Source organism: Streptomyces sp. Ag109_G2-15 (assembly GCF_900215565.1).
In the GTDB taxonomy this organism is placed as follows: Bacteria; Actinomycetota; Actinomycetes; order Streptomycetales; family Streptomycetaceae; genus Streptomyces; species Streptomyces diastatochromogenes.
This window is the reverse complement of sequence record NZ_OCNI01000002.1, coordinates 1,006,814-1,032,301: the sequence shown is the minus strand read 5'-3', so window position 1 is coordinate 1,032,301 and position 25,488 is coordinate 1,006,814. Positions and strand designations below refer to the sequence as shown.

24 protein-coding genes are annotated in these 25,488 nt (G+C 69.8%); 10 read left to right on the top strand and 14 right to left on the bottom strand.

What is annotated here, in order from left to right; translation table 11 throughout:
* Nucleotides 1-2: 2 nt before the first annotated feature.
* The 14 genes from CRP49_RS41170 to CRP49_RS41105 all read right to left on the bottom strand — a co-directional run bounded on the left by CRP49_RS41170 (nucleotide 3) and on the right by CRP49_RS41105 (nucleotide 14,236).
* Entirely contained in the window at nucleotides 3-986 is a 984-nt protein-coding gene (locus CRP49_RS41170) for a class I SAM-dependent methyltransferase (RefSeq protein WP_097258476.1), read from the bottom strand.
* Nucleotides 980-1,657 (bottom strand): hypothetical protein, encoded by a 678-nt coding sequence (locus CRP49_RS41165; RefSeq protein WP_097258475.1) that lies wholly within the window; start codon nucleotides 1,655-1,657, stop codon nucleotides 980-982. The genes CRP49_RS41170 and CRP49_RS41165 overlap by 7 nt, the downstream gene beginning before the upstream one ends.
* Nucleotides 1,658-1,702: 45 nt before the next feature.
* Nucleotides 1,703-2,515, bottom strand: coding sequence for a glycosyltransferase family 2 protein (locus CRP49_RS41160; RefSeq protein WP_097258474.1), 813 nt, complete (start codon nucleotides 2,513-2,515; stop codon nucleotides 1,703-1,705).
* Nucleotides 2,512-3,618 carry a hypothetical protein gene (locus CRP49_RS41155; protein ID WP_257033805.1) on the bottom strand — a complete coding sequence of 369 codons (1,107 nt, stop codon included), beginning with the start codon at nucleotides 3,616-3,618 and terminating at the stop codon, nucleotides 2,512-2,514. The genes CRP49_RS41160 and CRP49_RS41155 overlap by 4 nt, the downstream gene beginning before the upstream one ends.
* A 5-nt stretch (nucleotides 3,619-3,623) precedes the next feature.
* Complete coding sequence (locus tag CRP49_RS41150) at nucleotides 3,624-5,192, bottom strand: oligosaccharide flippase family protein (protein ID WP_097258472.1); 1,569 nt, start codon at nucleotides 5,190-5,192, stop codon at nucleotides 3,624-3,626.
* Nucleotides 5,155-6,030: a chain length determinant protein gene (locus CRP49_RS41145; protein ID WP_097258471.1), complete on the bottom strand. Its 876-nt coding sequence runs from the start codon at nucleotides 6,028-6,030 to the stop codon at nucleotides 5,155-5,157. Before CRP49_RS41145 ends, CRP49_RS41150 begins: the two co-directional genes overlap by 38 nt.
* 51 nt (nucleotides 6,031-6,081) lie before the next feature.
* Complete coding sequence (gene wecB / locus CRP49_RS41140; RefSeq protein ID WP_097258470.1) at nucleotides 6,082-7,215, bottom strand: non-hydrolyzing UDP-N-acetylglucosamine 2-epimerase; 1,134 nt, start codon at nucleotides 7,213-7,215, stop codon at nucleotides 6,082-6,084.
* A 3-nt stretch (nucleotides 7,216-7,218) separates the two neighbouring features.
* On the bottom strand, nucleotides 7,219-8,478 hold the full coding sequence (locus CRP49_RS41135) for a nucleotide sugar dehydrogenase (protein WP_097258469.1): 1,260 nt from the start codon (nucleotides 8,476-8,478) through the stop codon (nucleotides 7,219-7,221).
* Nucleotides 8,478-9,248 carry a WecB/TagA/CpsF family glycosyltransferase gene (locus tag CRP49_RS41130; RefSeq protein WP_097258468.1) on the bottom strand — a complete coding sequence of 257 codons (771 nt, stop codon included), beginning with the start codon at nucleotides 9,246-9,248 and terminating at the stop codon, nucleotides 8,478-8,480. Before CRP49_RS41130 ends, CRP49_RS41135 begins: the two co-directional genes overlap by 1 nt.
* The gene (locus CRP49_RS41125) at nucleotides 9,245-10,408 is read right to left on the bottom strand and encodes a hypothetical protein (protein ID WP_097258467.1); all 1,164 of its coding nucleotides are present in this window, start codon (nucleotides 10,406-10,408) and stop codon (nucleotides 9,245-9,247) included. The genes CRP49_RS41130 and CRP49_RS41125 overlap by 4 nt, the downstream gene beginning before the upstream one ends.
* A 267-nt stretch (nucleotides 10,409-10,675) precedes the next feature.
* A complete protein-coding gene (locus tag CRP49_RS41120; RefSeq protein WP_094219061.1) occupies nucleotides 10,676-11,275 on the bottom strand; it encodes an acyltransferase in 600 nt (199 codons plus the stop codon).
* Nucleotides 11,272-12,165, bottom strand: a complete 894-nt coding sequence (gene rfbD / locus CRP49_RS41115) for a dTDP-4-dehydrorhamnose reductase (protein WP_097258466.1) — start codon at nucleotides 12,163-12,165, stop codon at nucleotides 11,272-11,274. Before rfbD ends, CRP49_RS41120 begins: the two co-directional genes overlap by 4 nt.
* Nucleotides 12,162-13,172, bottom strand: coding sequence for a dTDP-glucose 4,6-dehydratase (gene rfbB / locus CRP49_RS41110; RefSeq protein ID WP_097258465.1), 1,011 nt, complete (start codon nucleotides 13,170-13,172; stop codon nucleotides 12,162-12,164). Before rfbB ends, rfbD begins: the two co-directional genes overlap by 4 nt.
* Nucleotides 13,169-14,236, bottom strand: a complete 1,068-nt coding sequence (locus CRP49_RS41105; protein WP_097259303.1) for a glucose-1-phosphate thymidylyltransferase — start codon at nucleotides 14,234-14,236, stop codon at nucleotides 13,169-13,171. Before CRP49_RS41105 ends, rfbB begins: the two co-directional genes overlap by 4 nt.
* A gap of 278 nt (nucleotides 14,237-14,514) precedes the next feature.
* Here CRP49_RS41105 and CRP49_RS41100 point away from each other — a divergent pair, with 278 nt between their 5' ends.
* The 10 genes from CRP49_RS41100 to CRP49_RS41055 all read left to right on the top strand — a co-directional run bounded on the left by CRP49_RS41100 (nucleotide 14,515) and on the right by CRP49_RS41055 (nucleotide 25,455).
* The gene (locus CRP49_RS41100; RefSeq protein WP_179852011.1) at nucleotides 14,515-15,495 is read left to right on the top strand and encodes a LysR family transcriptional regulator; all 981 of its coding nucleotides are present in this window, start codon (nucleotides 14,515-14,517) and stop codon (nucleotides 15,493-15,495) included.
* 178 nt (nucleotides 15,496-15,673) lie between these two features.
* Nucleotides 15,674-17,245 carry a M4 family metallopeptidase gene (locus CRP49_RS41095; protein WP_257033804.1) on the top strand — a complete coding sequence of 524 codons (1,572 nt, stop codon included), beginning with the start codon at nucleotides 15,674-15,676 and terminating at the stop codon, nucleotides 17,243-17,245.
* A gap of 161 nt (nucleotides 17,246-17,406) precedes the next feature.
* Nucleotides 17,407-17,760: a VOC family protein gene (locus CRP49_RS41090; RefSeq protein ID WP_097258462.1), complete on the top strand. Its 354-nt coding sequence runs from the start codon at nucleotides 17,407-17,409 to the stop codon at nucleotides 17,758-17,760.
* 1,001 nt (nucleotides 17,761-18,761) lie between these two features.
* A complete protein-coding gene (locus CRP49_RS41085; RefSeq protein WP_097258461.1) occupies nucleotides 18,762-19,517 on the top strand; it encodes an aspartyl/asparaginyl beta-hydroxylase domain-containing protein in 756 nt (251 codons plus the stop codon).
* Between the two features lie 209 nt (nucleotides 19,518-19,726).
* The gene (locus tag CRP49_RS41080) at nucleotides 19,727-21,097 is read left to right on the top strand and encodes an MFS transporter (RefSeq protein ID WP_097258460.1); all 1,371 of its coding nucleotides are present in this window, start codon (nucleotides 19,727-19,729) and stop codon (nucleotides 21,095-21,097) included.
* Between the two features lie 65 nt (nucleotides 21,098-21,162).
* A complete protein-coding gene (locus CRP49_RS41075; RefSeq protein WP_097258459.1) occupies nucleotides 21,163-22,221 on the top strand; it encodes a beta-ketoacyl-ACP synthase III in 1,059 nt (352 codons plus the stop codon).
* Nucleotides 22,218-22,457: an acyl carrier protein gene (locus CRP49_RS41070; protein ID WP_097258458.1), complete on the top strand. Its 240-nt coding sequence runs from the start codon at nucleotides 22,218-22,220 to the stop codon at nucleotides 22,455-22,457. Before CRP49_RS41075 ends, CRP49_RS41070 begins: the two co-directional genes overlap by 4 nt.
* A 22-nt stretch (nucleotides 22,458-22,479) precedes the next feature.
* Nucleotides 22,480-23,370: a TauD/TfdA family dioxygenase gene (locus CRP49_RS41065; protein WP_097258457.1), complete on the top strand. Its 891-nt coding sequence runs from the start codon at nucleotides 22,480-22,482 to the stop codon at nucleotides 23,368-23,370.
* Nucleotides 23,367-23,894 (top strand): FcoT family thioesterase, encoded by a 528-nt coding sequence (locus tag CRP49_RS41060; protein ID WP_097258456.1) that lies wholly within the window; start codon nucleotides 23,367-23,369, stop codon nucleotides 23,892-23,894. Before CRP49_RS41065 ends, CRP49_RS41060 begins: the two co-directional genes overlap by 4 nt.
* Nucleotides 23,895-23,913: 19 nt before the next feature.
* Entirely contained in the window at nucleotides 23,914-25,455 is a 1,542-nt protein-coding gene (locus CRP49_RS41055) for a fatty acid--CoA ligase (protein WP_097258455.1), read from the top strand.
* Nucleotides 25,456-25,488: the final 33 nt, after the last annotated feature.

Here is a 25,488-nt window from a genome sequence, read left to right as displayed (position 1 = left end):
TACTAGCTCGCACTCCGTGGTCGGCAGACCATGGCGATGAAGTCGTGCCCCACCTCCGGCAGGGCCGCGTCCTCCGCGGCGAAGCACCGCTCCAGCAGGGCCAGCGTCTCCGGCTCCTGGTCACGGAAGTTGTGCGCGATGCCGGAGAACGCGATGTGCAGCACCGTGCCCCCGTACGGCCGTTCCTCGACCACCTCGAAATGGCGCCGCAGGCCCGGCAGCAGCGCCGCCGCGTCGACCGCCTCCGAGGGATCGTCCAGCACCATCGACAGCCTGCTGGGTCGCACGACACGGCGCTTGATCCGGCCGTCGGCCAGGCGCCGCCGCTCTTCGGGGAGCCGGGCCAGCAGTGTGTTCGCCGCGTCCAGTTGACCGTCGGTCCACTGGAACCGGGTGGGTCCGACGAACTCGTCGATCACGAACGTCCCGCCCGGCTCGATCAGTTGGGCGAGGCGCGGCAGAGTCTCGTCGAGGTTGTCGAAGTGGTGCAGCGACTGCAGGCCCAGCAGGACGTCGAAGCGTTCCCCGTCGCTCGTCATCTGGTTGACGTCGGTCACCCGGAAGCGCAGGACGTCGGCGAGGCCGTTCTCGGCGGCGGCCCGGGTGGCGAAGTCGATCCGCTCGGGCGCCACGTCCACGCCCTCCAGGAGGCCGAACGCGCCGGTCTTCGCCCACAGCAGCTCGTTCCCGCCGGTGCCGCACCCCAGCGACAGACCGCGCAGATCGGTGTGCGGCGCGAAGTGCTTGGCGGCCACGTACTCGGGAAACGACGTGTCCGCGTCGCCGGTCATCAGCAGGTTCCAGCGCTTGATGACCGCCGGTATCGCCCACCACTCGGTGAGCGACGGGTCGACCTGCGACCAGTGCTGGACGACCCGGGCGCCCCCGCGCACCCGCAGCTTGGCCAGCACCGGGTCCAGGTCCAGCTTCCGCACCTTGCGCAGCAGCCGGTCCGCGTCATGTCTGTTGATCAGGTTGTTCAGCATGCGGGCTCCGTTCTCACGGCTATGAGCGACTTCGGGGCACCGAGCACCCGCTCGCTGAGGAGCGCCGACCGGGGGAACAGGTAGCGCATCTCGGCGCGCGTCAGCAGCTCGATGTTGATCACGGCGTTCATCGCCGACTCCGGGCTGTCGGGCCGGCTGTGGACGAGCGGCCAGTGCCGTACCAGACGTGCCCTGGCGTTCAGGGGCAGGAACTGGAAGCCGGGCGCCACGAAGTGCGGCTCGACGGGGAAGTAGCGGTAGGGCGTCTGGATCCAGTGCAGCGGCGCCAGTTGCTCGACGGCCGAGACGAACTTCTGCCGCTGGCTGTGCCCGCCGACGTGCTCGATGGTCGAGTTGGAGAACACCAGGTCGTAGCCGCCGTGGCTGCTCAGTTCGGCGGCGACCGCCGGATCGGTGACGTCGGCGTTCTCCGCGGTGATCCAGTCGGGCAGTTCGGCGGGGTGTGCCTCCAGGTTGATCAGGTGGACATGCTTGGCGCGCACCGGTGCGCGCAGCCACATCTCGGCCGTCCCGCCCAGGTCCACCACGCTCATGTTCTCGATGCCGGGGAAGCAGCGTCGGAACCGCTCCCAGCGGGCGATGCGGAGTCGTTCGCCCAGCGAGCCTGGCGCGTCGACGAATCTGTTTCTGAGGGCGCGGGAGCGGGGCATCGGATCAACCACCTGAGGTCGGAGCGGAAAGGGCGGGAGCAAGCCTCAACTGGGCTGTCGCCATTGCGTGTAGAAGCTGGCCGGGTTCATCAGGTACCGGACGGTGGGGTGCGGCACATGGCGCACCCGGTGCCTGCGGCCGTACCGGCGGATCAGCTCCCAGTCCTCCCGGGGCAGCACCTCCGGCGTCCTGCGCAGGCGGCTGAAGTGCAGGGAGCGGGTGCGGCGGGCGACGAAGGCGTTGGTGTCCAGGAAGGCCTCGCGGGCGGCCCGGCGCCGGTCGTAGGGCACCGACAGGACGTCCTTCTCGCTGCCGTCGGGCAGGACGCGACGCAGTGCCGTGTAGACGCCGTCGGGTCCGTCGGGGGACTCCAGGACCGCCAACGTCCGTTCCAGATGGTCGGGTTCCCACAGGTTGTCGTCGTCCAGGAACGCCACGTACCGCGAGCGGGTGAGGCGGATGCCCACGTTGCGCACGACGCCCGCCATGCCGGTGTTGCGTGCCAGCGATACGGCGAACAGCCGGGGGTCGTCAGGGAGTTCGGGTAGTCCGGCGCCGTCGTCGACCACGATGACGACCTGGTCGCGAACGGTCTGGTCCAGGGCCGAGCGCACCGCGGCACGCAGCGCCTCGGGACGTCGGTGGGTGGCGATCACCGTGGCGACCAGCGCCGAGGGCGGCGACGGCAGACCGGCGGCCAGCCGTCGGGTCTCGGCGTCCTCGATCCGGCGCAGCCGCACCGCGGTGGGGGCCAGCAGGACCTTGTTCCTGGCCTCGAAGAGCACCAGCCAGCCGAACACCCCCTTGAGCAGCGTCCAGGGCGCCCGCGCGACACGGCGCGTGATCGCCCCGCTCACGAGGCCGGCTCCGGCTGGACGGGGCGGCCGTCGGACATCCGGTTGTTCCGCCACACGTTCCCGGCGCCGCCCGCGTTCCAGTGGGCGACCGTGCCGTAGCCGCCGGAGGCGGGGTGGTACTGCGTCGAGAAGACGTTGTTCGTGACCGTGATCCCGGTGGCGCCCGTGTCACCGCCGTAGAGGGCGTACGCGCCGCCGGCGATCCAGTTGTGGTCGACGGTGACGTTGCGGACCACTCCGGTGTCCGCGAACAGGCCGATGCTTCCCGAGGCCCCCTGCTTGAGGCTCGTCGGGTTGAGCAGGGTGTTGTGGCGGATGATCAGGTGGCCGGTGTTGCCGCCGCTGCTGATCACCGCGTTGGTGTGCTGCCACTCGCCGCCCTTGTTGATGAACGGGGCGATGTCGTGCACGTAGTTGTCGTGCAGGTTGCCCTGGCCCATGGCCAGGGCGTCGCCGAACACCGAGACGTCGCACCAGCCGACCTCGATGGAGCTGGTCCCCATGTTCGACACCGCGTAGTCCACGCCGCCGTTGTCCGGCCCCTTGCCGGGTACGGCGGTGATGGTGGTGTGCAGGATCCGCAGGCCGCTGTACCCCGGGCGCAGGTTGATGCCCCACCAGCTGTCCGAGGTGATCCTGGTGTCGATGACCGTGACGTCGTTCGCGTAGATGTCGAGCGAGCCGGTGATGTCCCAGCCCCGGATGACGAGCCCGTTCTTACGGACGGCCATGTAGCCGGTCTTGTGGGGCTTGAGGGGGATGCGGGGGCCGGTGGTGCGGGCGTCGGGGAAGCCGCAGGCGCTGGGAGAGGCGCACGCGTTCTTGGCCGCGGGTTTCTCGGACGCGCCGCTCGTACCGGTCGTCGCGGTGGGCTTCCCCGTCGGGGACGGGGAGGCGGCGGGGCTCCCGGTCGTCTCGCCGGCCGAGGTCGACGGGCCGGCGCTCGGTGCCGCCGAGGACCCGCTCGCAGGGCAGGTCAGCGCGTCGTCCGGGCAGTCCGGCGCCGCGGCCCGGTCCGATCCCGAGCAGGCCGAGCCCACGACCGCGAGTAAGGCCGCGAGCATCAGCCACGCGAGCGAGTTCCGGCTGATACGCCGTGACATCCGGCTCACCTCATGTCCTGTTGGGTAGACCGAACCGGTGCGGACGCCCGGTGCCGGCCGCGGTGGGGCCGGTCGCCGCGGCCGACGCCGCGCAGGAAGTCGCGGCTGGGCAGTACGCACACCGTGTAACCGGCCAGGGCGATCGTGCCGATGGCGAGGAGCGCGAGCCGGCCGTCGCCCAACGGGCCCCGCAGGCCGAGGATGATCGCGGCCATCACGGCCCCGCCGAGGAAGGGCCAGGCGCAGGCCCTGGCGATCCGGCCGATGCCGATGCCGCCACGGCTGAGGGCGATCAGGAACACGGGCACCACCATGCCGCCGGCGACCAGCACATGGCCTTGCGAGACGCCGACGATGCCGTTCAGGCGGGCGGTGACGAGGAGCACCGGGACCAGGGCTGCCAGCCACAGGCCCTGCACCAGGAAGAGCGAACGACGCTGTCCGATCGCGACCAGGCAGTCGTAGGCGAGTTCGGAGCCGATGCGGATCAGGCCGAGGGCCATCAGCCAGGGCAGTGCCGCGGCGGCGGGGGTCCACTGGCTTCCGTAGATCAGTTGGATGGCCGGCTCCGCGAGGCCGGCCAGCAGGACACACAGCGGGACGGTGCCGGTGATCACCACCCCCAGGGCGCGGCTGAAGCCCTGGGCGAGCGCCTGCGGTGAGTCGGCCAGGCGGGAGAATCCGGCGAAGGAGACCCGGCGGGCGGCCTCGGAGATGATCCGCACGGGCCAGCCGGAGATGTTGAAGGCGAGCACGTAGAAGCCCAGGGACACGTTGCCCAGCGTCGCGCCCACCACCATGGTGTCGACGTTGACCACCGCCAGGGCCAGCAGGCTCGCCCCGGCCAGCGGAAGCCCGAACCTCAGCAGCGCCCGGGCCTGCCCGGGGTCCCAGCCGAATTTCAGGGTGCCCGGTGCCGCCAGCCCGCAGCCGATCAGCGTCACGACGTTGCCCGCCACGGCGCCCCAGGCGAAGCTCATCGCGCCCCAGCCCTCGAAGGCCAGCAGCAGCGTCACCGCGGTGGCGAGCACGAAGTTGAGCCCGTCGATGATCATCCGCCTGCCCTGGGCGAACTCACGGGTGAGGAAGCCGCCGGGCACCTGTGCCACCCCGTCGATCACCACGCACAGGCACATCACCCGCAGGACGCCCGCGGCGTCCGGCGAGCCGAGCAGGCCGGCCACCGCCGGGGCCGCCGCGAACAGCGCCACGTACAGCAGGCCGCTGGAGAGGGTGCTGAGGGTCAGTACGGTCGGCGCGAACCGCCGTGCGTCCCCCTCCCAGCGCACGATGGCCAGGCCCACGCCCAGCTCGTTCGCGGACAGCAGGACCAGCAGCACGGTCTGGGCGATGCCGTACACGCCCCATTCCGCGGGGCCCAGGGCGAAGCGCGCCAGCACGATGCCGGTCGCGAAGTTGCCCAGGCGCAGAACGACCGTGTTGATCAGGCTCCAGCGGGCCGCCGAACGGACCTTCCGGCCGAGGGAGGCGGCAGCGGGGGGTGCGGGAGGGGGAGGAGCGGGGGCGTCGCTCGTCTCACCGGTCTCGCTGCCCGGTGCGCGGGCGGTGTCCATGAGTCGACTCCTCGTCGAGCGGCTCTGCGGCGGACGCCCCGGCCATGACGGGCCGTGGCGCTGGGGGCTCTGCGGCGCCCGGACCGTCCTCGTCCTCGGCGGACCGCGACCAACTCGGCGGCCGCCGGATGGCGAGCGTCTCTTCCACGACCGATTCCCCGGTCGAGGAGGTCGAGGGGACCGGGGCGGTCGTCTCCTGCGCCGGCGCCGGCGCCGGCTCCGGCTCCGGCACGGGCTTGCGCGGCCGCTTGCGCGCCTCCACGTAGAAGGCGGCGACCAGGGTGACCACCAGGCCCAGCGCCCCGGCCATGACCAGGTACTCGATCCGCGTCTTGGTCTGCGCCACCGGGTTCTGCGGGGGCACGATCGTCGTCATACGGATCATGGCCTTCGGGGCGACCGACTGCTGCTGCTGGAACTGGTCCAGCCGCTCCTTGGCATACGCGGTCAGGATCTTGTCCGAGGCCAGGACGGAGGCCCTGTCGGTGCCGGTGACGGTGAGCCACATCAGCGGCCCCTGCGCGTTGTCGGCGAGCTTGGCCGCGAACGTGCCCTTGGCGCCACGGGACTTGAGTTCCCGGAGCGAGTCGTCGGAGTTGAGGTTGCGGGCCAGGCTGTCGGCCATGCCGGTGAGCGAGGTCTGGGTGCTGAGGAACGGGTTGCCGTCGTAAGCCAGCGTGGCCTTCTGGGAGTTCAGCAGGACCACCGTGCTCTGCGACTGGTAGTTGACCGGAACCAGCACGGTCACGCCGACGATCAGGCCGGCGGTCAGCAGCAGTCCGGGCAGCAGGACGTACCAGCGCCTGCGCATGACCCGGAAGATCTCAGCGAGATCCATGACGGTCCCCCCTCGCGACCAGACGTTCGACGAGCATATGTTGCAAGCGGATCATATGGGGAACGTTCGGTCGACGGGTGTCGGCTGGTCGGTGGGTCTCGGCCGGGTGCGCGCGGTGCCTCCCTCCAGCAGCACCTCGGCGATACGGTCGCTCGCGCGGCCGTCCCACAGGTCGGGTCGGCGCGGCGCCGGAGGATCGTCCAGCACCCGGTGCACGGTGGACACGATCCGCGCCGGATCCCGGCCGGCCAGCACATTGGTGCCCTGCTCGACGGTGATGGGCCGCTCGGTGTTGTCCCGCAGGGTCACACACGGCACGCCCAGCGCGGTGGTCTCCTCCTGTACGCCGCCCGAGTCGGTCAGCACGAGGCGGGCGGCGTCCTGCAGGGCGATGAAGTCCAGGTATCCGGCGGGCGGTACGAGCCGGACGCCTCCGGGGACGCCGATGTCGGCCAGCCGTCCGGCCGCGCGCGGGTGCACGGGCAGCAGGAGCGGGCAGCGGTCGGCGATCTCGCCCAGGGCCTTCAGCAGCCCGGCGAGGACCTCGGGGTCGTCCACGTTGGCGGGGCGATGCAGGGTGACCAGGCCGAACTCGCCTCTGGACAGGCCGTATCGGCCGAGGACGTCCGAGGCCCGGGCCCGTTCCAGGTTGGTCAGCAGCGTGTCGATCATGACGTTGCCGACGAGATGGATCTGGTCGTCCCGGTAGCCCTCCGCGCGCAGGTTCACGACGGCGTCGGGCGAGGGGGCCAGCAGGTAGTCGCTGACCCGGTCGGTGGCGACGCGGTTGACCTCCTCCGGCATGCTCCAGTCGCGGCTGCGCAGGCCGGCCTCCACGTGCGCCAGCAGCGGTCCGGCCTTGGCGGTGACCAGGGCACAGGCCAGCGTGGAGTTGATGTCGCCGACCACGACGACGATGTCCGGGGACACCTCGCCGACAAGTGGCTCGAACGCGGTCATCACGCGTCCGGTCTGCTCGGCATGGGTGCCCGAGCCGACCCCGAGGAAGCGGTCGGGCGGCCGGATGCCGAGGTCGGCGAAGAACACGTCGTTCATGGCCGGGTCGTAGTGCTGGCCGGTGTGGACGAGGACCACCTCGGCGCCCCGGCGTTCCAGGGCGTCCATCACCGGTTTGATCTTCATGTAGTTGGGCCGCGCCCCGGCGACGCAGACGACTCGCGGCATGGGTCAGAGCACCTCGATCGTGGGTCCGGACGACAGCCGCCGACGGCAGTCCAGGACGAAGGGGGCGTGTTCGGCGACGAGTTCGTAGTCGAAGCTGTCGTGGTCGGTGAGCAGGACCACGACGTCGGAGTCCGTCAGCTCCTCCGCCGTCAGTTCGACCCGCACCAGCCGGGTGTCCACCGGCAGGCTCTCGACGACGTGCGGATCCGCTGCCTTGACCTTGGCCCCCATGTCGAGCAGCAGTTGGGAGATGCGCAGCGCGGGCGACTCACGGGCGTCACCGGTGTTCTTCTTGTACGCCAGGCCGAGCAGCAGGATGCGCGAGCCGTTCACGGAACGACGTCTCTCGTTGAACAGGTCGCTGATGCGGCGTGCCACGTACTCGGGCATGTGGTTGTTGATGTCGTTGGCCAGTTCCACGAAGCGGAAGCTCTGGCCGAGTTCGCGCTGGACGCGCCAGGACAGGTACGAGGGGTCGATCGGCAGGCAGTGGCCGCCGACGCCCGGTCCGGGCGTGAACTTCATAAAGCCGAACGGCTTGGTGGAGGCGGCGTCGATGGCCTGCCAGACGTCGATGTCCAGGTGGTGGGCGAACATCGCGATCTCGTTGACCAGCGCGATGTTCACATGCCGGAAGGTGTTCTCCAGCAGCTTGGCGAGTTCGGCCTCCTTCGGCGAGCCCACCGGCACGGTGGTGTCGACGAGTTGGCCGTAGAAGTCCTGAACTGCCTTGAGGGAGGCCGCGTCGACGCCGGAGACGACCTTCGGGGTCTCCTTGAAGCCCCAGACGGCGTTTCCGGGATCGATCCGCTCCGGGCTGTAGCCGAGGCGGAAGTCCCTGCCCGCGGTCAGGCCCGAGCCGTCCTCCAGGATCGGGGCGAACAGCTCCTGGGTGGTGCCGGGATAGGTCGTCGACTCCAGGACGACGGTGGCTCCCGGGCGAAGGTAGCGGGCGAGGGTGGCCGCCGACTCCTTGATGTACCGCAGATCCGGGGTGCCCTCGTGCAGCGGGGTCGGGACGGTCACGACGGCGATGTCGAAACCGCCGCAGTCGCGGGCCGACTCGCTCGGGCGGTAGGTACCGCGGTCCAGTGCCGCGCGGATCCGCTCGGATGAGACGTCCTCGACGAAGGACTCACCGGCGGAAAGGCTCTTGATCCGCCGGGCGTCGACGTCGTAGCCGATCACCTCGTGTCCGACCTCGGCGGCGCGGATGGCCAGTGGCAGGCCGACGTATCCCTGTCCGACCACGACGACGCGCATCAGTGACTCCTGTTCGCGGAAGCGGGCGACGGGGTGAGCCGGATGAACTCGCGCGCCGTCATGACGAGGAAGGCAGCATTGGTGGTGAGATAGCGCCGGCCCAGGCGGCGCGGCTCCTGGAGCGCGCGGTAGAGCCATTCGAGTCCCCACCGCTGCCAGGTCTCGGGGGCCCGCTTGGTGACTCCGGCCAGGATGTCGAAGGAGCCTCCGACTCCGTGCACGACGCGGGCGCCGGTGCGTGCGCCGTAGGCGGCGGTGAAGATCTCCTTCTTCGGCGAGGTCATGCCGAGGAACAGCATCTGGGCGCCGCTGCGGGCGATCGCGTCCGCCACGGTCTCCTGCTGGGAGTCGTCGAAGTAGCCGTTGCGGCTGCCGGCCACCTTCAGGCCGGGGAAGCGGTCGGCGACCCGGCGCAGCATCTCCTCCAGCACGTCCTGTTTGGCGCCGAGGAAGTACACGGACATGCCCGCCGATTCCGCCTCGGCGAGCAGCCGCAGGAACAGGTCGATCCCGGCCACCCGTTCCGGTAACGGGGCGCGCAGGACCCGGCCGGCCCAGACCACGGCCTGTCCGTCGGCGACGACGAGATCGCAGCCGGCCACGGCCCGGGCGAGCCGGGGGTCGCGCCGCATGTTCACCAGCTTGGCGGCGTTGACCACCCCGACCTCGAGCTGTCTGCCGTCCCGGACCGCCTCCAGGCAGCGCTGTACGGTCTCGTCCATGGTCAGCGGGTCCAGCTCGATCCCGAACAGAGACTGACGCTCGCTCATATCCGGCCCCCCTGCCAGGCGTAGAGCATCCAGCCGAACTCGTACGGCCGGCATTCGCGGTCCACGGAGACCGGGCGGTACACCCGGTCCAGGGACTTCAGCCGGAGGTTCGGAGCGACTCGGGTGCCGAGCCCTCGGGCGGCGCGTACGGCCTTCTTCGGATCGCCCCGGTAGACCTTGCGCCAGGTGACGCCCAGCTTGTCGAGGATCAACGGCTCCCGGTGTTCCGCGCCGGCCAGTTCGGGCACGTCCGTCATCCAGCGCAGGCCCTTGCGGATCGACGCGCCGAAGTCGGTGCCGCCGGCGTCGGCGAGATCGAACAGGGCGGTCGGTGCCATCGCGTGCTGATGGACGCTGTAGACCGGGTAGCCCTCCACCACACCGCCGGTCCGCGCGTCGTAGTGCCACCACCACTGCCCGCCGTCGCCCTGCAGCTCGCAGATGCGTGCCGCGCACGCCTCGGCCGCGGCCAGCGCCTCCGGGTCGCCGTCGCCACTGGCGTGTGCGCGGGCCAGGGCCTGGAGCGGGTAGGTCTGGTCGGCGAAGCAGCTCACATGCGCCCGGTACCAGGGCACCAGACCGGGCTCGGTGGCGTGCGGGAACAGCGGGCTGTCGCCGATCCGGGCCCGCAGCAGACGGTCGCGGGCTGCGGTGAAACGTCTCTCCACGTCGACCGTGTCGCGGGCCGCCGCGAGGGCGGACAGTACCCACGCCGCCTCGACGGTGTACTGCGGCCGGCCCTCCTCGTCCAGGGCCTCGACCCGCGCGAGGGCGTCGGACAGTTTGGGGTGCCCGGTCTCGGCGGCGGCCCAGGCGATGAGCGCCGCGTCACCGAGGTTGGTCACCGCGGGCAGTGACTCGATCAGCAGACCCGTGAACTCCTGGGCGGTACGTCCCGCCAGCACCGCGCGCTGGCGGTCCTCGGGCAGGAACCGGGTGCCCAGCGCGGTGATGGCCGCGTACCGGGTGCTGGTCCCGCGCCGCTCCAAGGTCCAGGAACCGTCGGGGGCTTGCCGCCCGGCCATGGTGAAGGCGAAGACCTCGCCGCCGGGGAGCAGCATCGACCCGAGCCCCGACTCGCCGACTGCGAGGAGTCGTTGGGCGAGCGCGAGCAGCGGCGGTTCCTCATGACCGAGCGCCTGCAGACGTGTGATGGTCATCGTTGGGACACACCAACCCCCCTGTGGGTCCTGTGTTTTGAACAGACTCGTGATCGCCGCGTCGCCGAAGGTCACGCGGCGGAAGGCAGACGTCAGACGTTAGGCGCCGGAGCGGTCGTCACTCCTCGCTGCAGACACAGGTGTCCCCACCCGGTACCCCCCCTGGGCACTACTGGCATGTGTGCTCACTGTGCCCCGGCCTGCACAGTTCGCACACATGTTATGCCTGCGGATGTTCGAGGATTGGTGTTTTGGGAGAATCAGGCGTCATGCGCGTTCGACGAGTTCGCCGTCCTTCTCGTCGTACAGCGCGCCCGTCTCCGGGCACTCCCATCCGCCCGACTCCCCTTCGCGCTCGACCAGTCGTACGCCGGCTCGGCCGACCCAGCCGATCCGGCGCGCCGGAACGCCGGCCACGAGCGCGAAGTCCGGCACATCCCGCGTCACCACGGCACCCGCCGCGACCAGCGCCCAACGACCGACGCGTACCGGCGCCACACACACCGAACGGGCCCCCAGCGACGCCCCCTCGGCCACCACCACCGCCACGGCCTGCCAGTCACCACCGCGCTTCAGCCGGCCCTCCGGGTCCACCGAACGGGGAAAGTAGTCGTTGGTGAGCACCGCCGCCGGGCCGACGAACACCCCGTCACCGAGCACCGCGGGTTCGTAGACCAAGGCGTAGTTCTGGAGCTTCACGTGGTCGCCGATCCGCACCCCCGGGCCCACATACGCTCCCCGGCCCACGATGCACCCGCTGCCGAGCCGGGCGTCCTCCCGTATCTGGGCCAGATCCCAGACCGTCGTTCCGTCACCAACCGTGGCCGTCTCGTCGACCTGCGCGGTCGGCTGGATCGTGAAGCTCACCGGGCTGAACCTTTCTTTTCGTCGAGCAGAGCCGGAAAAGCCGCCTCCAGCGCCTCGCGCCAGGGACGGATGGGTTCGATCCCCGCCCGGCGCCAGCGGTCGTGCCCCAGGACGCTGTACGAGGGGCGGGGAGCGGGTCGCGCGAAAGCGGTGCTGGTGGTCGGCCGGACGCGTCCGGGGTCCGCGCCCAGCAGCCGGAAGATCTCCTGGGCCAGGCCGAACCAGGTCGTCTCCCCACCGCTGGTGCCGTGGTAGATCCCGGCGGGCGCGGTACCGGCGAGGGCGGCCTGCCCGAGCCGTACCAGCCGGTCCGCGAGGTCCACGGTCCAGGTGGGCTGTCCGTACTGGTCGTCCACCACGTCGACGGTGTCCCTGGCGGACTCGAGTTCGATCATCGTGCTGACGAAATTCCGGCCCGCCGCCCCGTACAGCCAGGCCGTACGCACGACATACCCAGCGTCCGGGAGGGCGGCCGACACCGCCCGTTCCCCCGCCAGCTTCGTACGACCGTACGCGCTGCGCGGTGCCGTAGGGGCGTTCTCGCAGTACGGCTCGGCGGCGTCGCCCGCGAAGACGTAGTCCGTGGAGACCTGAACCAGCCTGGCGCCGGTCTTCGCACACGCCTCGGCGAGACGCCCGGGCCCGTCGCCGTTGACCCGCAGGGCGTCCGCCTCGCGCGCCTCGGCGTCGTCAACGGCCGTCCACGCGGCGCAGTTGACCACGATCCGGGGCCGGTGCGCGTCGACCGCGTCGTGGACCGCCCCGGCGTCGGTGATGTCGAGACCGTCCCGGGCCAGCCCGACGACCTTCTCGCGGTCCTGGCGGAGCCGCGCCACGACGTCCTGGCCGAGCATCCCGGTGGCGCCGGTGATCAGCCACGTGGAGGTCACAGCGCCACGCGCTCCTTCAGCGCCGCCCACCAGGCGCGGTTCTCGCGGTACCAAGTGACCGTCTCCGCAAGGCCGGCGGCGAAGTCCTTGCGTGGCTCGTAGCCGAGTTCCGTGCGGATCTTGGCGCAGTCCACCGAGTAGCGGCGGTCGTGGCCCTTGCGGTCGGCGACGTACTCGACGCTCGTGTCCCAGTCCGCGCCGCAGGCCTCCAGCAGCAGGGCGGTCAGCTCCTTGTTGGACAGCTCGGTGCCGCCGCCGATGTTGTAGACCTCACCGGCGCGCCCCTTGGTGCGCACCAGCTCGATGCCCTGGACGTGGTCGTCGATGTGCAGCCAGTCGCGGACGTTGCCGCCGTCGCCGTACAGCGGGACCTTCCTGCCGTCCAGCAGGTTGGTGACGAACAGCGGGATGACCTTCTCGGGGAACTGGTGATGCCCGTAGTTGTTGGAGCAGCGGGTCACCCGTACGTCGAGACCGTGGGTGCGGTGGCAGGCGAGGGCGATCAGGTCGCTGGACGCCTTGGAGGCGGCGTACGGGGAGTTGGGGCGCAGGGGGTCGGTCTCCGGCCAGGAGCCGGAGTCGATGGAGCCGTACACCTCGTCGGTGGAGATGTGCACGAAGGTCCTGATCCCGGCCCGGTGGGCGGCGTCGACCAGGGTGTGCGTGCCGACCACGTTCGTGCGGACGAACTCCGCCCCGCCGTCGATGGATCGGTCCACGTGCGACTCGGCGGCGAAGTGGACGACCTCGTCGTGCTGGGCGAGCAACTCGTCGACCAGCTCGGCGTCGCAGATGTCGCCCTTGACGAAGGCGAATCCGGGGTGCTCGTGCACCGCGTCGAGGTTGGCCGGATTGCCCGCGTAGGTGAGCTTGTCCAGCACCGTGACCGCCACATCGCCCGGGCCGGCCGGGCCGAGGAGCGTGCGGACGTAGTGCGAGCCGATGAAACCGGCGCCGCCGGTCACCAGAATCCGGGTCGGGCGGGCGGGAGGGGAAGGGGGCGTCATGAGGAGATCTGCACCTTGCTGTGGTCGCCGAGGACGAAACGGTGGGCGGCGGGCTTGCGGGGCGCGGGAGTGACCTCGACGTTGCGGCCGATGAGGGAGGCCTCCACCCGCCGGACGCCGCTCACCGAGGAGTCGCGCAGCACGATCGAGTACTCGATCTCGCTGTCCTCGATCCGGCAGTCGCCGGATATCGAGGTGAAGGGGCCGACGTAGGAGTCGGTGATCACGGTGTTCGCGCCGACGACCACCGGGCCCACGATCCGGCTGCCGGTCACCTTCGCCCCGGGCTCGATCCGCACCCGGCCGATGATCTCGCTGTCGTCGTCGACCGTGCCGTCGATCCGGCGCTCGAGGGTCTCCAGCACCGAGCGGTTGACCTCGAGCATGTCGGTGACGTTCCCGGTGTCCTTCCAGTACCCGGAGATCGTCGTGGATCGTACGTCCCGCCCGGCGTCGATCAGCCACTGGATGGCATGCGTGATCTCCAACTCGCCGCGCCAGGACGGCTCGATGGAGCGTACGGCCTCATGGACCGCCGGGGTGAACAGATACACGCCCACCAGCGCCAGCTCGCTCTTGGGATGGCTGGGCTTCTCCTCCAGCCCGATCACCTGGCCCGCCGCGTCCAGCTCGGCCACCCCGAACGCGGTCGGGTTCGGCACCTTCGTCAACAGGATCTGCGCCTCCGGCCGCTCGGCGCGGAAGGCGTCCACCAGATCCGTGATGCCACCGACGATGAAGTTGTCGCCGAGGTACATCACGAAGTCGTCGTCGCCCAGGAACTCGCGGGCGATCAGCACCGCATGGGCCAGCCCCAGCGGAGCCGCCTGCGGGATGTAGGTGACGTCGAGACCGAACGCGGAACCGTCGCCGACCGCCTCCCGGATCTCCTCGGCGGTGTCCCCGACGATGATCCCGACCTGGGTGATGCCCGCCCCGGCGATCGCCTCCAGACCGTAGAACAGCACCGGCTTGTTCGCGACCGGTACGAGTTGTTTCGCCGACGTATGCGTGATGGGGCGCAAACGGGTACCTGAGCCACCGGACAACAGGAGTGCCTTCACGGAGGTCACCCTACTGACGCCGGACTCGCCGAAGAAAGGATTCCGCATATGTACGGTCCGTTTGGGACACCGTGGGCATCCCGCACGTCTCGGAAGTAACCGGCAGGCGATCGCTCGCCGTCGAGGGTGAAACGCCGTAGCGTTCGCATGCAGGTTTTACTGTCCCTTGGTTGCCGCCCCCACGGGTCCGTCGGACTCTTGGTCACCATGCCGTCGGGCAACGGGTTCTGCTGGTCAAGGGGGGTGCAGGGGTCCCCCGCGCTGAGCGGGGAATGTGCATGCACCTGGAGTTCCGGCACCTCCGTATCCTGCTCACCGTCGCCGAGGCCGGCAGCATCCGCAAGGCCGCCGCACGCCTGCAGCTCTCTCAGCCGGCCACCAGCGCTCAGCTGAAGCGGATCGAACACGAGCTGGGCGGCCCGCTCTTCATCCGCCGCGCGGACGGGGTGACCCCGAACGAGAACGGACAGTACGTCCTGCGCTGCGCCCGTGACCTCGTCGTCGGCTTCGACCGGCTGCGCGAGCACGCGCGATCGGCAGCCGAGGCGGACCGAAAGGCCGTCGCGCCACTGAGGGCGGGCGGAACCGCCGGCCCCCTCATGTCCCTGCTGGTCTCCGCCCTCTTCGAACTCGTCCCGGAACGCCGGCTCACCATAGACGCCCGCCGCTCGGTGCACACCCTGGTGAAATCGCTGAGCCTGTCGAAATGCGACATCGCGGTGTTCGGCGAGTTCCCCGGCTTCCCGCTTCCGGTCGGCGAGTCGGTGAAGACGCGCACACTGCTCCGCGAGCCGGTCTTCGTCCTGCTCCCCGAAGACCACCCGCTGGCGCGCCAGGAGGTGGTCGGCCTCCATGAGCTGGCGGGCGAGGAGTGGGTCATGCCGGAGGCCGACGAGAGCGGTGTGCACGCGTACCTTCATCTCACCTGTCAGTCGGCGGGATTCACTCCGCGCATCGCCCATGTGACGCCGGACCTGTCCGTGGCGCAGATCCTGGTCGCCGGCCGGCGTGCCGTCTGCGGCGTATGGCCGACCGCCGACGTCCCCGCCCACGGCACCGTGCAGCGGCCGCTCGTGGACGTCCCGTTCCACCGGCGGCTGCTGCTGGCCTGGAACACGGAATCGGTTCCGCTCGAGCTGGCCGACGCTGCAGGCGAGCGTCTGCTGGCCGCCTATCTGTCGCTGGTGCGGCAGCGGCCGCAGTATCTGGCCTGGTGGGAGGACGGGGGAGAGGAGTTCGCCCTCGGCGAGCGCAGGTGACCGCCCGGGCCACGGCTCCCCCTGCCCTATAACTCCGCAGTTATATCCCAGATGAAGTCACGTCAGGAACATGTCACCTGGTGAACACTTCGCGTCAACGTCCCCCAGGGCGTCGTCACCCCACGACGAGCGAAGGAATCACCCCGTCATGCCCCGTCCCCTTCTTGCCCTTTCCGCGATGGTCGCAGCCGGCGTCATCACCACGGGCGCGATGGCCGTACCCGCGCACTCGCAGACCAGCGCAGTGCGGGGCGGAATTTCCGTCCGCGACACGGCGATATCCCAGGCCAAGGCGAACGTGACCCGGCACGCCGACACCTTCGGTTTTGGTGCGGGCCAGAGACTCCACGTCAAGGACGTCGTCATCGACGCCGACGGCACCCAGCACGTCCGCTTCGAACGGACCTACCACGGCCTCCCCGTCGTCGGCGGCGACTTCGTCGTCCACCAGAAGGCCGACGGCTCGCTCAAGGGATCCACCCGCGCCAAGGCCCACAAGGTGGCGCTCAAGTCCGTCACACCCGCCGTCGACGCGAGGGGCACCGCGGCCGGCGCCCTGAAGCGCTCGCACGGGTTGGTGCGCAACGCCAAGACCACCCCCGAGCTGATCGTGTGGGCCGCCGACGGCACCCCCCGCCTGGCCTGGCGCACCACCGTGCAGGGCCTGGGCGACAAGGGCCAGCCGCACGGCGAGGTCTTCGTCACCGACGCCACCACCGGCGCGGCGATCGAGAACTACGACGCCGAGCGCGAGGCGACCGGCACCGGCCACTCCGAGTACACCGGTGACGTCGGCATCGACACCACCCAGCAGGCCGACGGCACCTTCGCCCTGATCGACCCGGTGCGCGGCCACATCACCAAGGACGCGCACAACCTCTCGTCCTCGTCGCTGAAGAGCTCCTCCGGCACCCTGTTCACCGACGCCGACAACACCTGGGGCGACGGCAAGAAGTTCTCCACCGACCGCGCCACCGCCGCCGTCGACGCGCACGCCAACACCGCGGAGACGTTCGACTACTACAAGACGGCCTTCGGCCGTAACGGCATCAAGAACGACGGCCGCGGCGCCACCGTCTTCGTCCACGTCGGCACCAACTGGGACAACGCCCAGTGGTCGGACTCCTGCTTCTGCATGCTGACCGGCGACGGCAACGGCACCACCGACCCCGAGCAGGTCGACCTCGACACCATGGGCCACGAGATGACCCACGGCGTCACCTCGGCCACCGCCAACCTGCGCTACAGCGGTGAGTCCGGCGGCCTGAACGAGGCCACCAGCGACATCCTCGGCACCATGGTCGAGTGGTACGCCAACAACCCGGTCGACACCCCCGACTACCTCTTCAGCGACCAGTCCACCCCGCCGTGGCTGCGCCGCTTCGACAAGCCGTCCCTGGACGGCCGCTCCGCCGACTGCTGGTCGAAGTCGGTCGGCCGCCTCGACGTGCACTACTCCTCGGGCGTCGGCAACCACTGGTTCTACCTCGCGAGCGAGGGCAGCGGCGCCAAGACCATCAACGGCGTCTCCTACAACAGCCCCACCTGCAACGGCTCCACCGTCACCGGCATCGGCAACAAGAAGGCCTCCGCCATCTGGTACCGGGCGCTGACCGTCTACATGACCTCCACCACGGACTACAAGGGCGCCCGCACCGCCACTCTGAACGCGGCGAAGGACCTCTACGGAGCCACCAGCACCGAGTACGCCACCGTGGCCGCGGCCTGGAGCGCGGTCAACGTCTCCTGACGCACCACCTGATAGGGGGGAGCCGGCCCGGACGACGACGTGGACCTCCACAGTCGTCGCCCGGGCCCCGGCGTTTCCGGCGACCCGTGATGGAGACGGGGGTGCAGCGGGTGATGGTGTGGTGCCGGCCCGCCCGATCGCCGTCCTGGCAAGATGGCGGCATGGAACGTGTGCTTGGAATCGGCGGATACTTCATGCGGGCCACCGACCCGGCGGCCCTGAACGCGTGGTACCGCGACTGCCTGGGCCTGGACGCCGACGAGAACGGCCTGTGGCGTCAGGGAGCCGGGCCGACGGTGTTCGCGACGTTCGAGTCCGAGACCGACTACTTCGGGTCCCGGGCCCAGCGAACCATGCTCAACTTCCGGGTCCGCGACCTGGATGCGATGCTCGCGCAACTGCGCGCCAAGGGAGCGGACGTGGCCGAGGAGACGCAGGACATGGAGGGCGTCGGCCGATTCGGCTGGGTCACCGATCCCGAGGGCAATCGGATCGAGCTGTGGCAGCCCGCCTGACCGCGTCTGCACGCTTGTTCGGTCAGCATCAGTCCGGCGGCACCGGCGGCAGCCCTCGACGGCGGAGGCGGCCCCGGCCGGAGCGATGAGCCGCGCGTCCACCACGGAGATCCTCGGAGGCGGATCCCCCGCCGCTCCACTGCCCGTATAGGCGACCAGCAGAGCCAGTGTTCCGCCGCATGCACCGAGGGGTGGTGCCGGCACCGAGCCGACGGCTCTTCTGAGGGAAGCGGCGACGTATCTCCTGTTCCGGGTCACACAGAAGTAGCCGGAAGCCGGTGGCCCCAAGTTCCCGGCCCAGTTGCCGTGACGTGGGGAACTCGGTGGGGCGGTCGCACGACTACTGGGACGTGGGACAGACCAGATGGCGATCACACGGAGTTCGGGAGCGGCTCTCCTGGCCCTCGGGCGATCCGGTCGCACTGGACGTGCGGCTGCGTGACGTCCGCTGCCGAGCCGATGCGATGACGGAGATTCGGGGCGTGCGGCTCGAGGTGCACGCGGGGGAACGTGTCGCACCGGCCGGCGCGACGGCGGCCCGGGCCCGTATGGCGCTCCTGCGCGCGGTGGCCGGGCTCCACCAGCTGAGCGGTGGTCAGATCACCGTGGGCGGACGGGAGAACCGGAACCCCGCTGAAAGGGCGTGGCGCAGCAGGGCCTGCTCCTGGCTTCCGCGTGTGACCGTGGCTCCCGGATCCATGGCGCGCGCCGGCACGATGCCGGGGCGCGGCGCGGGGATCATGCGTGGGGAGGTGCAGCTTCTGTACCGACGACCCGGTACTCGTCTCTCTGTGACCGGTTGGTGGACCTGGCTCCGGCCGTCCGGCACGAAGAGGCAGGCCCGACGCCGGCCTGGTTCCCAGGGGCGAACGGAAGCGTCAGTTCTCCCAGAGGCGCGGCACATTGACCGAAAGTCGGGGGAACTCGCTCGGACTCCTGTCCGACTACTGATGCGACGGCGCGGCACGACGCACGGTCGCGGCATCAGCCAGGAGGGCCTCATGACACCCGAGATAGAGAACGCGTTCGCGGCGATCAGAAGCGATCACGGTGCGGAATCCCTCAGCAGGGTGGAGCGGATGCTGGAACCTGGAGGGGGAGGGCCACGGCATCCGCTCCAGGAGGGAGCCAAGTGGATCCTGCCGGGTCTGTCTCCCACCCCGTGGCACGATCCCTACGCCTATCCGGAACTGATCCCCGTCGTCGCGGCACTGGAATCCGCTCATCCGGTCATCAAGGGCGAGCTGAACTCGGCCTGGGCGGTCCACCGGGAGGCATTTTCCGATTACGAGCACTACCTGACCCGGCAGCACGACTGGCAGGCTCTCTATCTTTACCGTGGTGGGGCCTTGGTCGAGGATTCGGCTGCGACCGTGCCGACCGCCTACAAGGTGCTCCAGGAGTTCGCCGTCGACACGGAGGCGATATGCCCTCTCCTGGAATGCCACTTCTCCACCTTGCTCCCCGGGGCATCCATAGCGCCGCATTGCGACCTGTGGAACTTCAGCATCAACCTGCATCTCGCAGTGGACATCCCCGACGGGTGCGGCATCACCGTCGCCGGTGAGACCCGTTCCTGGCAGGAAGGTCACTGCCTGCTCTTCGACTACTCCTTCGAGCACGAGGCGCGCAACGACGGCGATCGTCCCCGCACCTGCCTCCTCATGGACCTCTGGCACCCGGAAACGACCATTCCGGAACGGCGGGCGCTGGTGGCCCTCATCTCGGAAATCAGGCGACGAATGGGAGACGGTTGACCGCCTGAAACTCCCGAAAACAAGAACCGACAGTTCTGTGCTGTCGGTTCTCAGTGCTGCCCGAAAAAGTGAATTCCCAGCCCTGGGGAAGTCGATAGGACAGCCATTCTCAAGTTCTCTTCGGAGTGCTATCGTGACCGAAAATGATCGACGGATTCGATATTCGTCTCGTTTTCTATTTCTTTTCTTCTGGTGAGGGGGACCGGACGATGTCGGCACGACTGCCCCTTCTCGTCCTGGCGCTGGCCCAACTGGTCATCGCCCTCGACTACAACATCGTCTACGTGGCTCTCCCCGACATAGGCGCGGGCCTCGGCTTCTCGGAGCACGATCTGCAGTGGGTGGTGAGTGCCTACGTCGTCACGACCGGCAGCTTCCTGCTGCTGGGCGGCCGGGCCGCCGATCTGCTCGGCCGGCGCCGGACGTTCGTCACTGCGGCACTGATCTATGCGGGTTCCTCACTGGTGGGTGGGTTCGCCCAGACCCCGGGAGCGCTGGTCGCCGTGCGGGCGGTCCAAGGCATCGGCGGGTCCCTGCTGTTCCCGGCCACCCTGTCCCTGATCAACACGATCTACGCCGAAGGGCCGGACCGGAACCGGGCCTTGGCGGTCTGGGGTGCCGCGGGGGCCGGAGGTCTCTGTTTCGGTTCCCTGCTCGGCGGGGTGCTGGTGGAGGGGTCCGGCTGGCCGTCGGTGTTCTTCGTCAACGTCCCCGTGGCGGCGGCGATCGCGTGGGCGGGCCGGGTGCTGTTTCCCGCGGACGCCCCGCGGACCGAAGCGCGGAGATTCGACATGATGGGCGCGCTGACCGGGACCGGAGGCGTAACCCTCCTGGTGTTCCTGCTGGTTCACGGCCCCGCGGCCGGCTGGACCAGCCCGTCCGCCCTGGTGAGCGCCGTGCTCTCGCTGACTCTTCTCGCGCTCTTCGCCCTTGTCGAGACGCGTTCGCGTGATCCGCTGGTGCCGATCCGGCTGTTCAGACACCGTGGGCTCGTCGGTGCGATGGCGGTGACGGCGGTGTACAGCGCCACCTTCAGTTCCCTGCCGTACTTCCTGACCCTCTACTTCCAAACCGTGCGCGGCTACAGCGCGTTCGCGACCGGCCTCGCCTTCCTCGTCCCGGCCGTGGTGGTCGCTGCCGGAACCCAGGTGGGAGAACGGGCCGTTGCCGTCGTCGGTGTACGCCGCATGCTGGTCGGCGGTATGGCCCTCGGCGCGGCCGGAGCCGCCGCCCTCGGCCTGGCGCTCACCGAGCACGGCTCGTACCCCCTGCTGCTGCCGGGCATCGTGCTGCTGGGCCTGGGGCAAGGGGCTGCCTGGACCGGCATGTGGATCACCGCCGCCGCCGGTGTCGAGCCCGACGACCAGGGCGTGGCGTCGGGGCTCGCCTCCACCAGCCTCCAAGTCGGTGGCGCGGTGGGTCTCGCGGTGCTGGTGGCGTTGGCCGGTGCGGTCGGCCCGCACCCGGCGGACGGTACCGCGCTGGACGGCATAAGGGCCGCCGTGTTCGCGATAGCGGCCGGAATCGCCTGCGGCGTGCCGCTGACCCTCGCCGTGCGCAGAACGACCACGGGTCCCTAGACCCGCTCCCACCGTCCCCCTCCCGTCCCGGCGCCCCCGGAACTCCCCACACCTGGAGATCAGCCATGCCCACCAACTCGCCCAGCCCACCCGCCGCAGTCCTGTGCGGACTTGCCGGATGGGTGCCACCCCGCGTCGTCACCAACGACGACCTCGCCGAGCGGCTCGACACCGACGACACCTGGATCCGGACCCGCACCGGAATACGCCGCCGCCATGTCATCGAACCCGGCGAGGCGACCTCGGACCTGGCCGTCGCGGCCGGGCGCCGAGCCCTGCGCCATGCGGGAGCCGACTCCGTCGACGCGGTGATCGTCACCACGACCACACCGGACCGCCCCTGCCCCGCCACCGCCCCCGCCGTGGCCGCGCGGCTGGGCCTGGCCGGGGCCGCAGCCTTCGACGTCGGAGCCGTGTGCACGGGCTTCGTGTACGGCCTCGCCACCGCCGTCGGCCTGATTATGTGCGGCGTCGCCGAACGGGTCCTGCTCATCGGCGCGGACACCTACTCCACGATCGTCGACCCGCTGGACCGGGCCAACGCGATCATCTTCGGCGACGGCGCGGGAGCCGTGGTCCTGCGAGCCGGGCAGGCCGACGACCCCGGCGCGGTCGGCCACTTCGACCTCGGCAGCGACGGTGCGCACGAGGACCTGATCACCATCACCGCGGGCGGTTCCCGCCAGCGTTCGACCGGCGGCGAAGTACAGCACCGCGACCGGCACTTCGCGATGCGCGGCAACGAGGTCTACCGCCACGCGGTGACCCGCATGGCCGAGTCCGCGCGCGCCGTCCTGGACACGGCGGGCTGGAAGATCGACGAAGTCGACCACTTCGTGCCCCACCAGGCCAACCTGCGCATCCTGCACTCCGTCGCCGACGACCTGGGTCTGCCCAGGGAACGCTGCGTGACCAACGTCGACGCCGTCGGCAACACCGGTGCCGCCTCCATCCCGCTCGCCCTGGCCGACGCGGTCGCCCGGCAGGCGATCAGCCCCGGCGACCGGCTCCTGCTCACCGCCTTCGGCGGCGGCCTCACCTGGGGCTCCTGCCTACTGACCTGGCCCGACATACAGCCCGTACCCGCCGGCCCGTACGACCGAGGAGACGAAACCGCCTCATGAGCACGACCACCTACGACCAACTCGTGACGATCCTCGCGAAGTTGCACGACGCTCCCGCCGACCGCTTCACCCCCGAGGCCACCTTCGCCGAACTGGACGTCGACTCACTGACGATGGTCGAGATCAGCATCCGCATCGAGCGCGACCTCGGCGTCACGGTGCACGACAGCGAGCTGCGCCCCACCCTCACCCTCGGCGGCACCGCGGCACTGATCGACGCCAAGAAGGCTCGCTGACCTCCTACGAAGGAAGACACCCATGAAGATCACCGAACAGCTCGGCTCTGCCCTCGGCGCCACGGTGGAGGGCTTCGACCACACCAGCGCCTCCGACGCGGACATCGAGACGCTTCTGCAGACCGTCTACACGAAGAAGATCGCCGTCCTGAAGGGGCAGGACCTCTCTCCCCAGCAGTTCCTGGACCTCGGCAAGCGCCTCGGCCGCCCCGAGACCTACTACGAGCCGATGTACCACCACCCCGAGACCAAGGAGATCTTCGTCTCCTCCAACGTCCCGGAGAACGGCAAGCAGATAGGCGTGCCGAAGACGGGCAAGTTCTGGCACGCCGACTACCAGTTCATGCCCGACCCCTTCGGCATCACGCTGATCTACCCGCAGGTCATTCCGCAGCGGAACCGCGGTACGTACTTCATCGACATGGGCCGGGCCTACGAGAGGCTGCCCCAGGAGCTGAAGAAGGAGATCGCCGGCACGTACTGCCGCCACTCGGTCCGCAAGTACTTCAAGATCCGCCCGCACGACGTCTACCGCCCCCTCTCCGAGATCATCGAAGAGGTCGAGCGCAAGACCCCGGCCGTCAGGCAGCCGACCACCTTCGTTCACCCCCTCACTGGTGAAACGGTTCTGTACATCAGCGAGGGCTTCACCGTCGGCATCGAGGACGCGAACGGCACGCCACTCGACGAGAAGCTGCTGGGGCACCTCTTCGAGGCCACCGGCCAGCTCGACGACACCTTCGAACACGACAACATCCACCTGCAGAGCTTCGAGCAGGGCGACCTGCTGATCTGGGACAACCGCAGCCTCATCCACCGCGCCCGGCACACGACCACCCCCGAGCCGACCGTCTCCTACCGCGTCACCGTCCACGACGAGCACAAGCTGCACGACGGGATACGGGTGCCATGACCACACCCGCCGTCGACCGCTCGTACGCCACCGACGCCGCCCTGCTCGCGCGCGTCCTGCTGCCGTACAAGGAGCACTGCAAGTACCTGAAGTCCGCCGAGGTCACCGTCGGCTCCGAACACACCTCGGCGCGCGGTGAGTTCGCGATCCCCGAGTCCTGCTACATCGATGACACCGGGCACCTGAACTCGGTCGAGGTCAACATCGCCTACAACCAGATGATGTACTACCTCGTCGCGAAGTCCGTGAAGGAAGGACTCCTGGCAGGGTTCGAGGACTGGACCCTGAACGACTTCTGGCGACACCAGCTCCCGGACATCCTCATCGCCCGGTTCGCGGGCAACTTCCGGCGGCCCGTCAACCCCCGCTCGTTCTCCGGGGAGATGGCGTTCCTGTCCGTCACCCGGCGCGTGCCCGGTGGCGGCAAGCCGTTCATCCACGCCGAGACCTCGTACCGCTACTGGGACGCCGACGGCGGCCGGTGCGACGGCGAGGCGACGCTCGCATTCGTCAACGTCCGCTGAGCCATCGAAGGGACCGCCCATGGAGCCCATGGAGACGCTCGTCCAGACCACCCGCTTCCATGCCGACCGCCGGCCCGACACCCCGGCCGTGCTCTGCGAGGACCGCAGCCTGACGTACGGCGAACTGCACCGCGAAAGCAACCGCATCGCCCACGCGATCCGGTCCGCCGGGCTCACCGAGGGCGACCGGGTGGCCTACCTGGGCAAGGAGTCCGAGCACTACTACGAGATCCTCTTCGGCTGCGCCAAGAGCGGCACCGTCCTGGTTCCCGTCAACTGGCGGCTCACCGCACCCGAGGTGAGCCACATCCTCCAGGACTCCGGCACCCGGCTCCTCTTCCTGGAGGAGGAGTTCACGCCGATCGTGGAGCGCATGCCGACCGCGCCGCCCGAGACGGTCGTACCCCTCGGCCCGGACTTCGCGGAGTGGAAGACCGGACACCCTGACACCGAGACGAAGGTGGACGCGACCGCCGACACCCCGGTAGCCCAGCTCTACACCAGCGGCACCACCGGGCTCCCCAAGGGGGTCGTGCTCGCGCACCGCAGTTTCTTCGCCATCCGTGAGGCCCTGGCCCGCGAGGGGCTCGACTGGATCGACTGGCGGGAGGGTGACATCGCCCTCGTCGGTATCCCCGGATTCCACATCGGCGGTCTGTGGTGGGCCACGCAGAACCTCAATGCGGGGACGACGATCGTGGCGATGCGCGCCTTCGCCGCCCGCCAGGCCGTCGACCTGATCCGCGACCTCGGCATCACCACCGCCTGCGTGGTTCCCGCCATGCTCCGCATGATGCTCACCGAACCAGGGGTCGGCGCCAAGGACTTCACCACCCTCCGCAAGACCGTCTACGGCGGCTCCCCGATCTCCGAGAGCCTGCTGGAGGAGAGCCTCGACGTACTGGACTGCGAGTTCGCGCAGATCTACGGGCTCACCGAGACCGGCAACACCGCCGTCTGCCTCCCACCGGGCGACCACGTCCCCGGCGGACCGCGCATGCAGGCGGCGGGCCACCCGTATCCGGGCGTCCGCGCCAAGGTGATCGACGACGAGGGCCGGGAACTGCCGTCGGGCGAGATCGGCGAGGTCTGCCTGCGCACCCCGGCGCGGATGGTGGAGTACTGGGGCCTGCCCGACAAGACCGCGGAGACCCTGGTCGACGGATGGATCCACACCGGCGACGCCGGGTACATCGACCGGGACGGCTACATCTTCATCCGTGACCGGATCAAGGACGCCATCCTCGTCGCCGGCGAGAACGTCTACCCGGCCGAGATCGAGAACGTGCTGGAGAGCCACCCTGGTGTGGCCGAGGCGGTGATCGTCGGGGCCCCCGACGAGCGCTGGGGCGAACGGGTGCACGCGTTCGTCGTCCCCGTACCCGGGGACCAGCCGAGCCCGCGGGACCTGCACCGCTTCCTGGTTCCGCGCCTCGCCGCCTTCAAGCTTCCCTCGGCCTACGAGTTCATCGACCATGTGCCGCGCAACCCCAGCGGCAAGATCCTCCGCCGCGAACTGCGCGACCGCTTCTGGGGCGGCTCCGCCCGCAAGGTCAACTGACGCCGCCGACAACGTCGTGAAGAGCACCGTCGT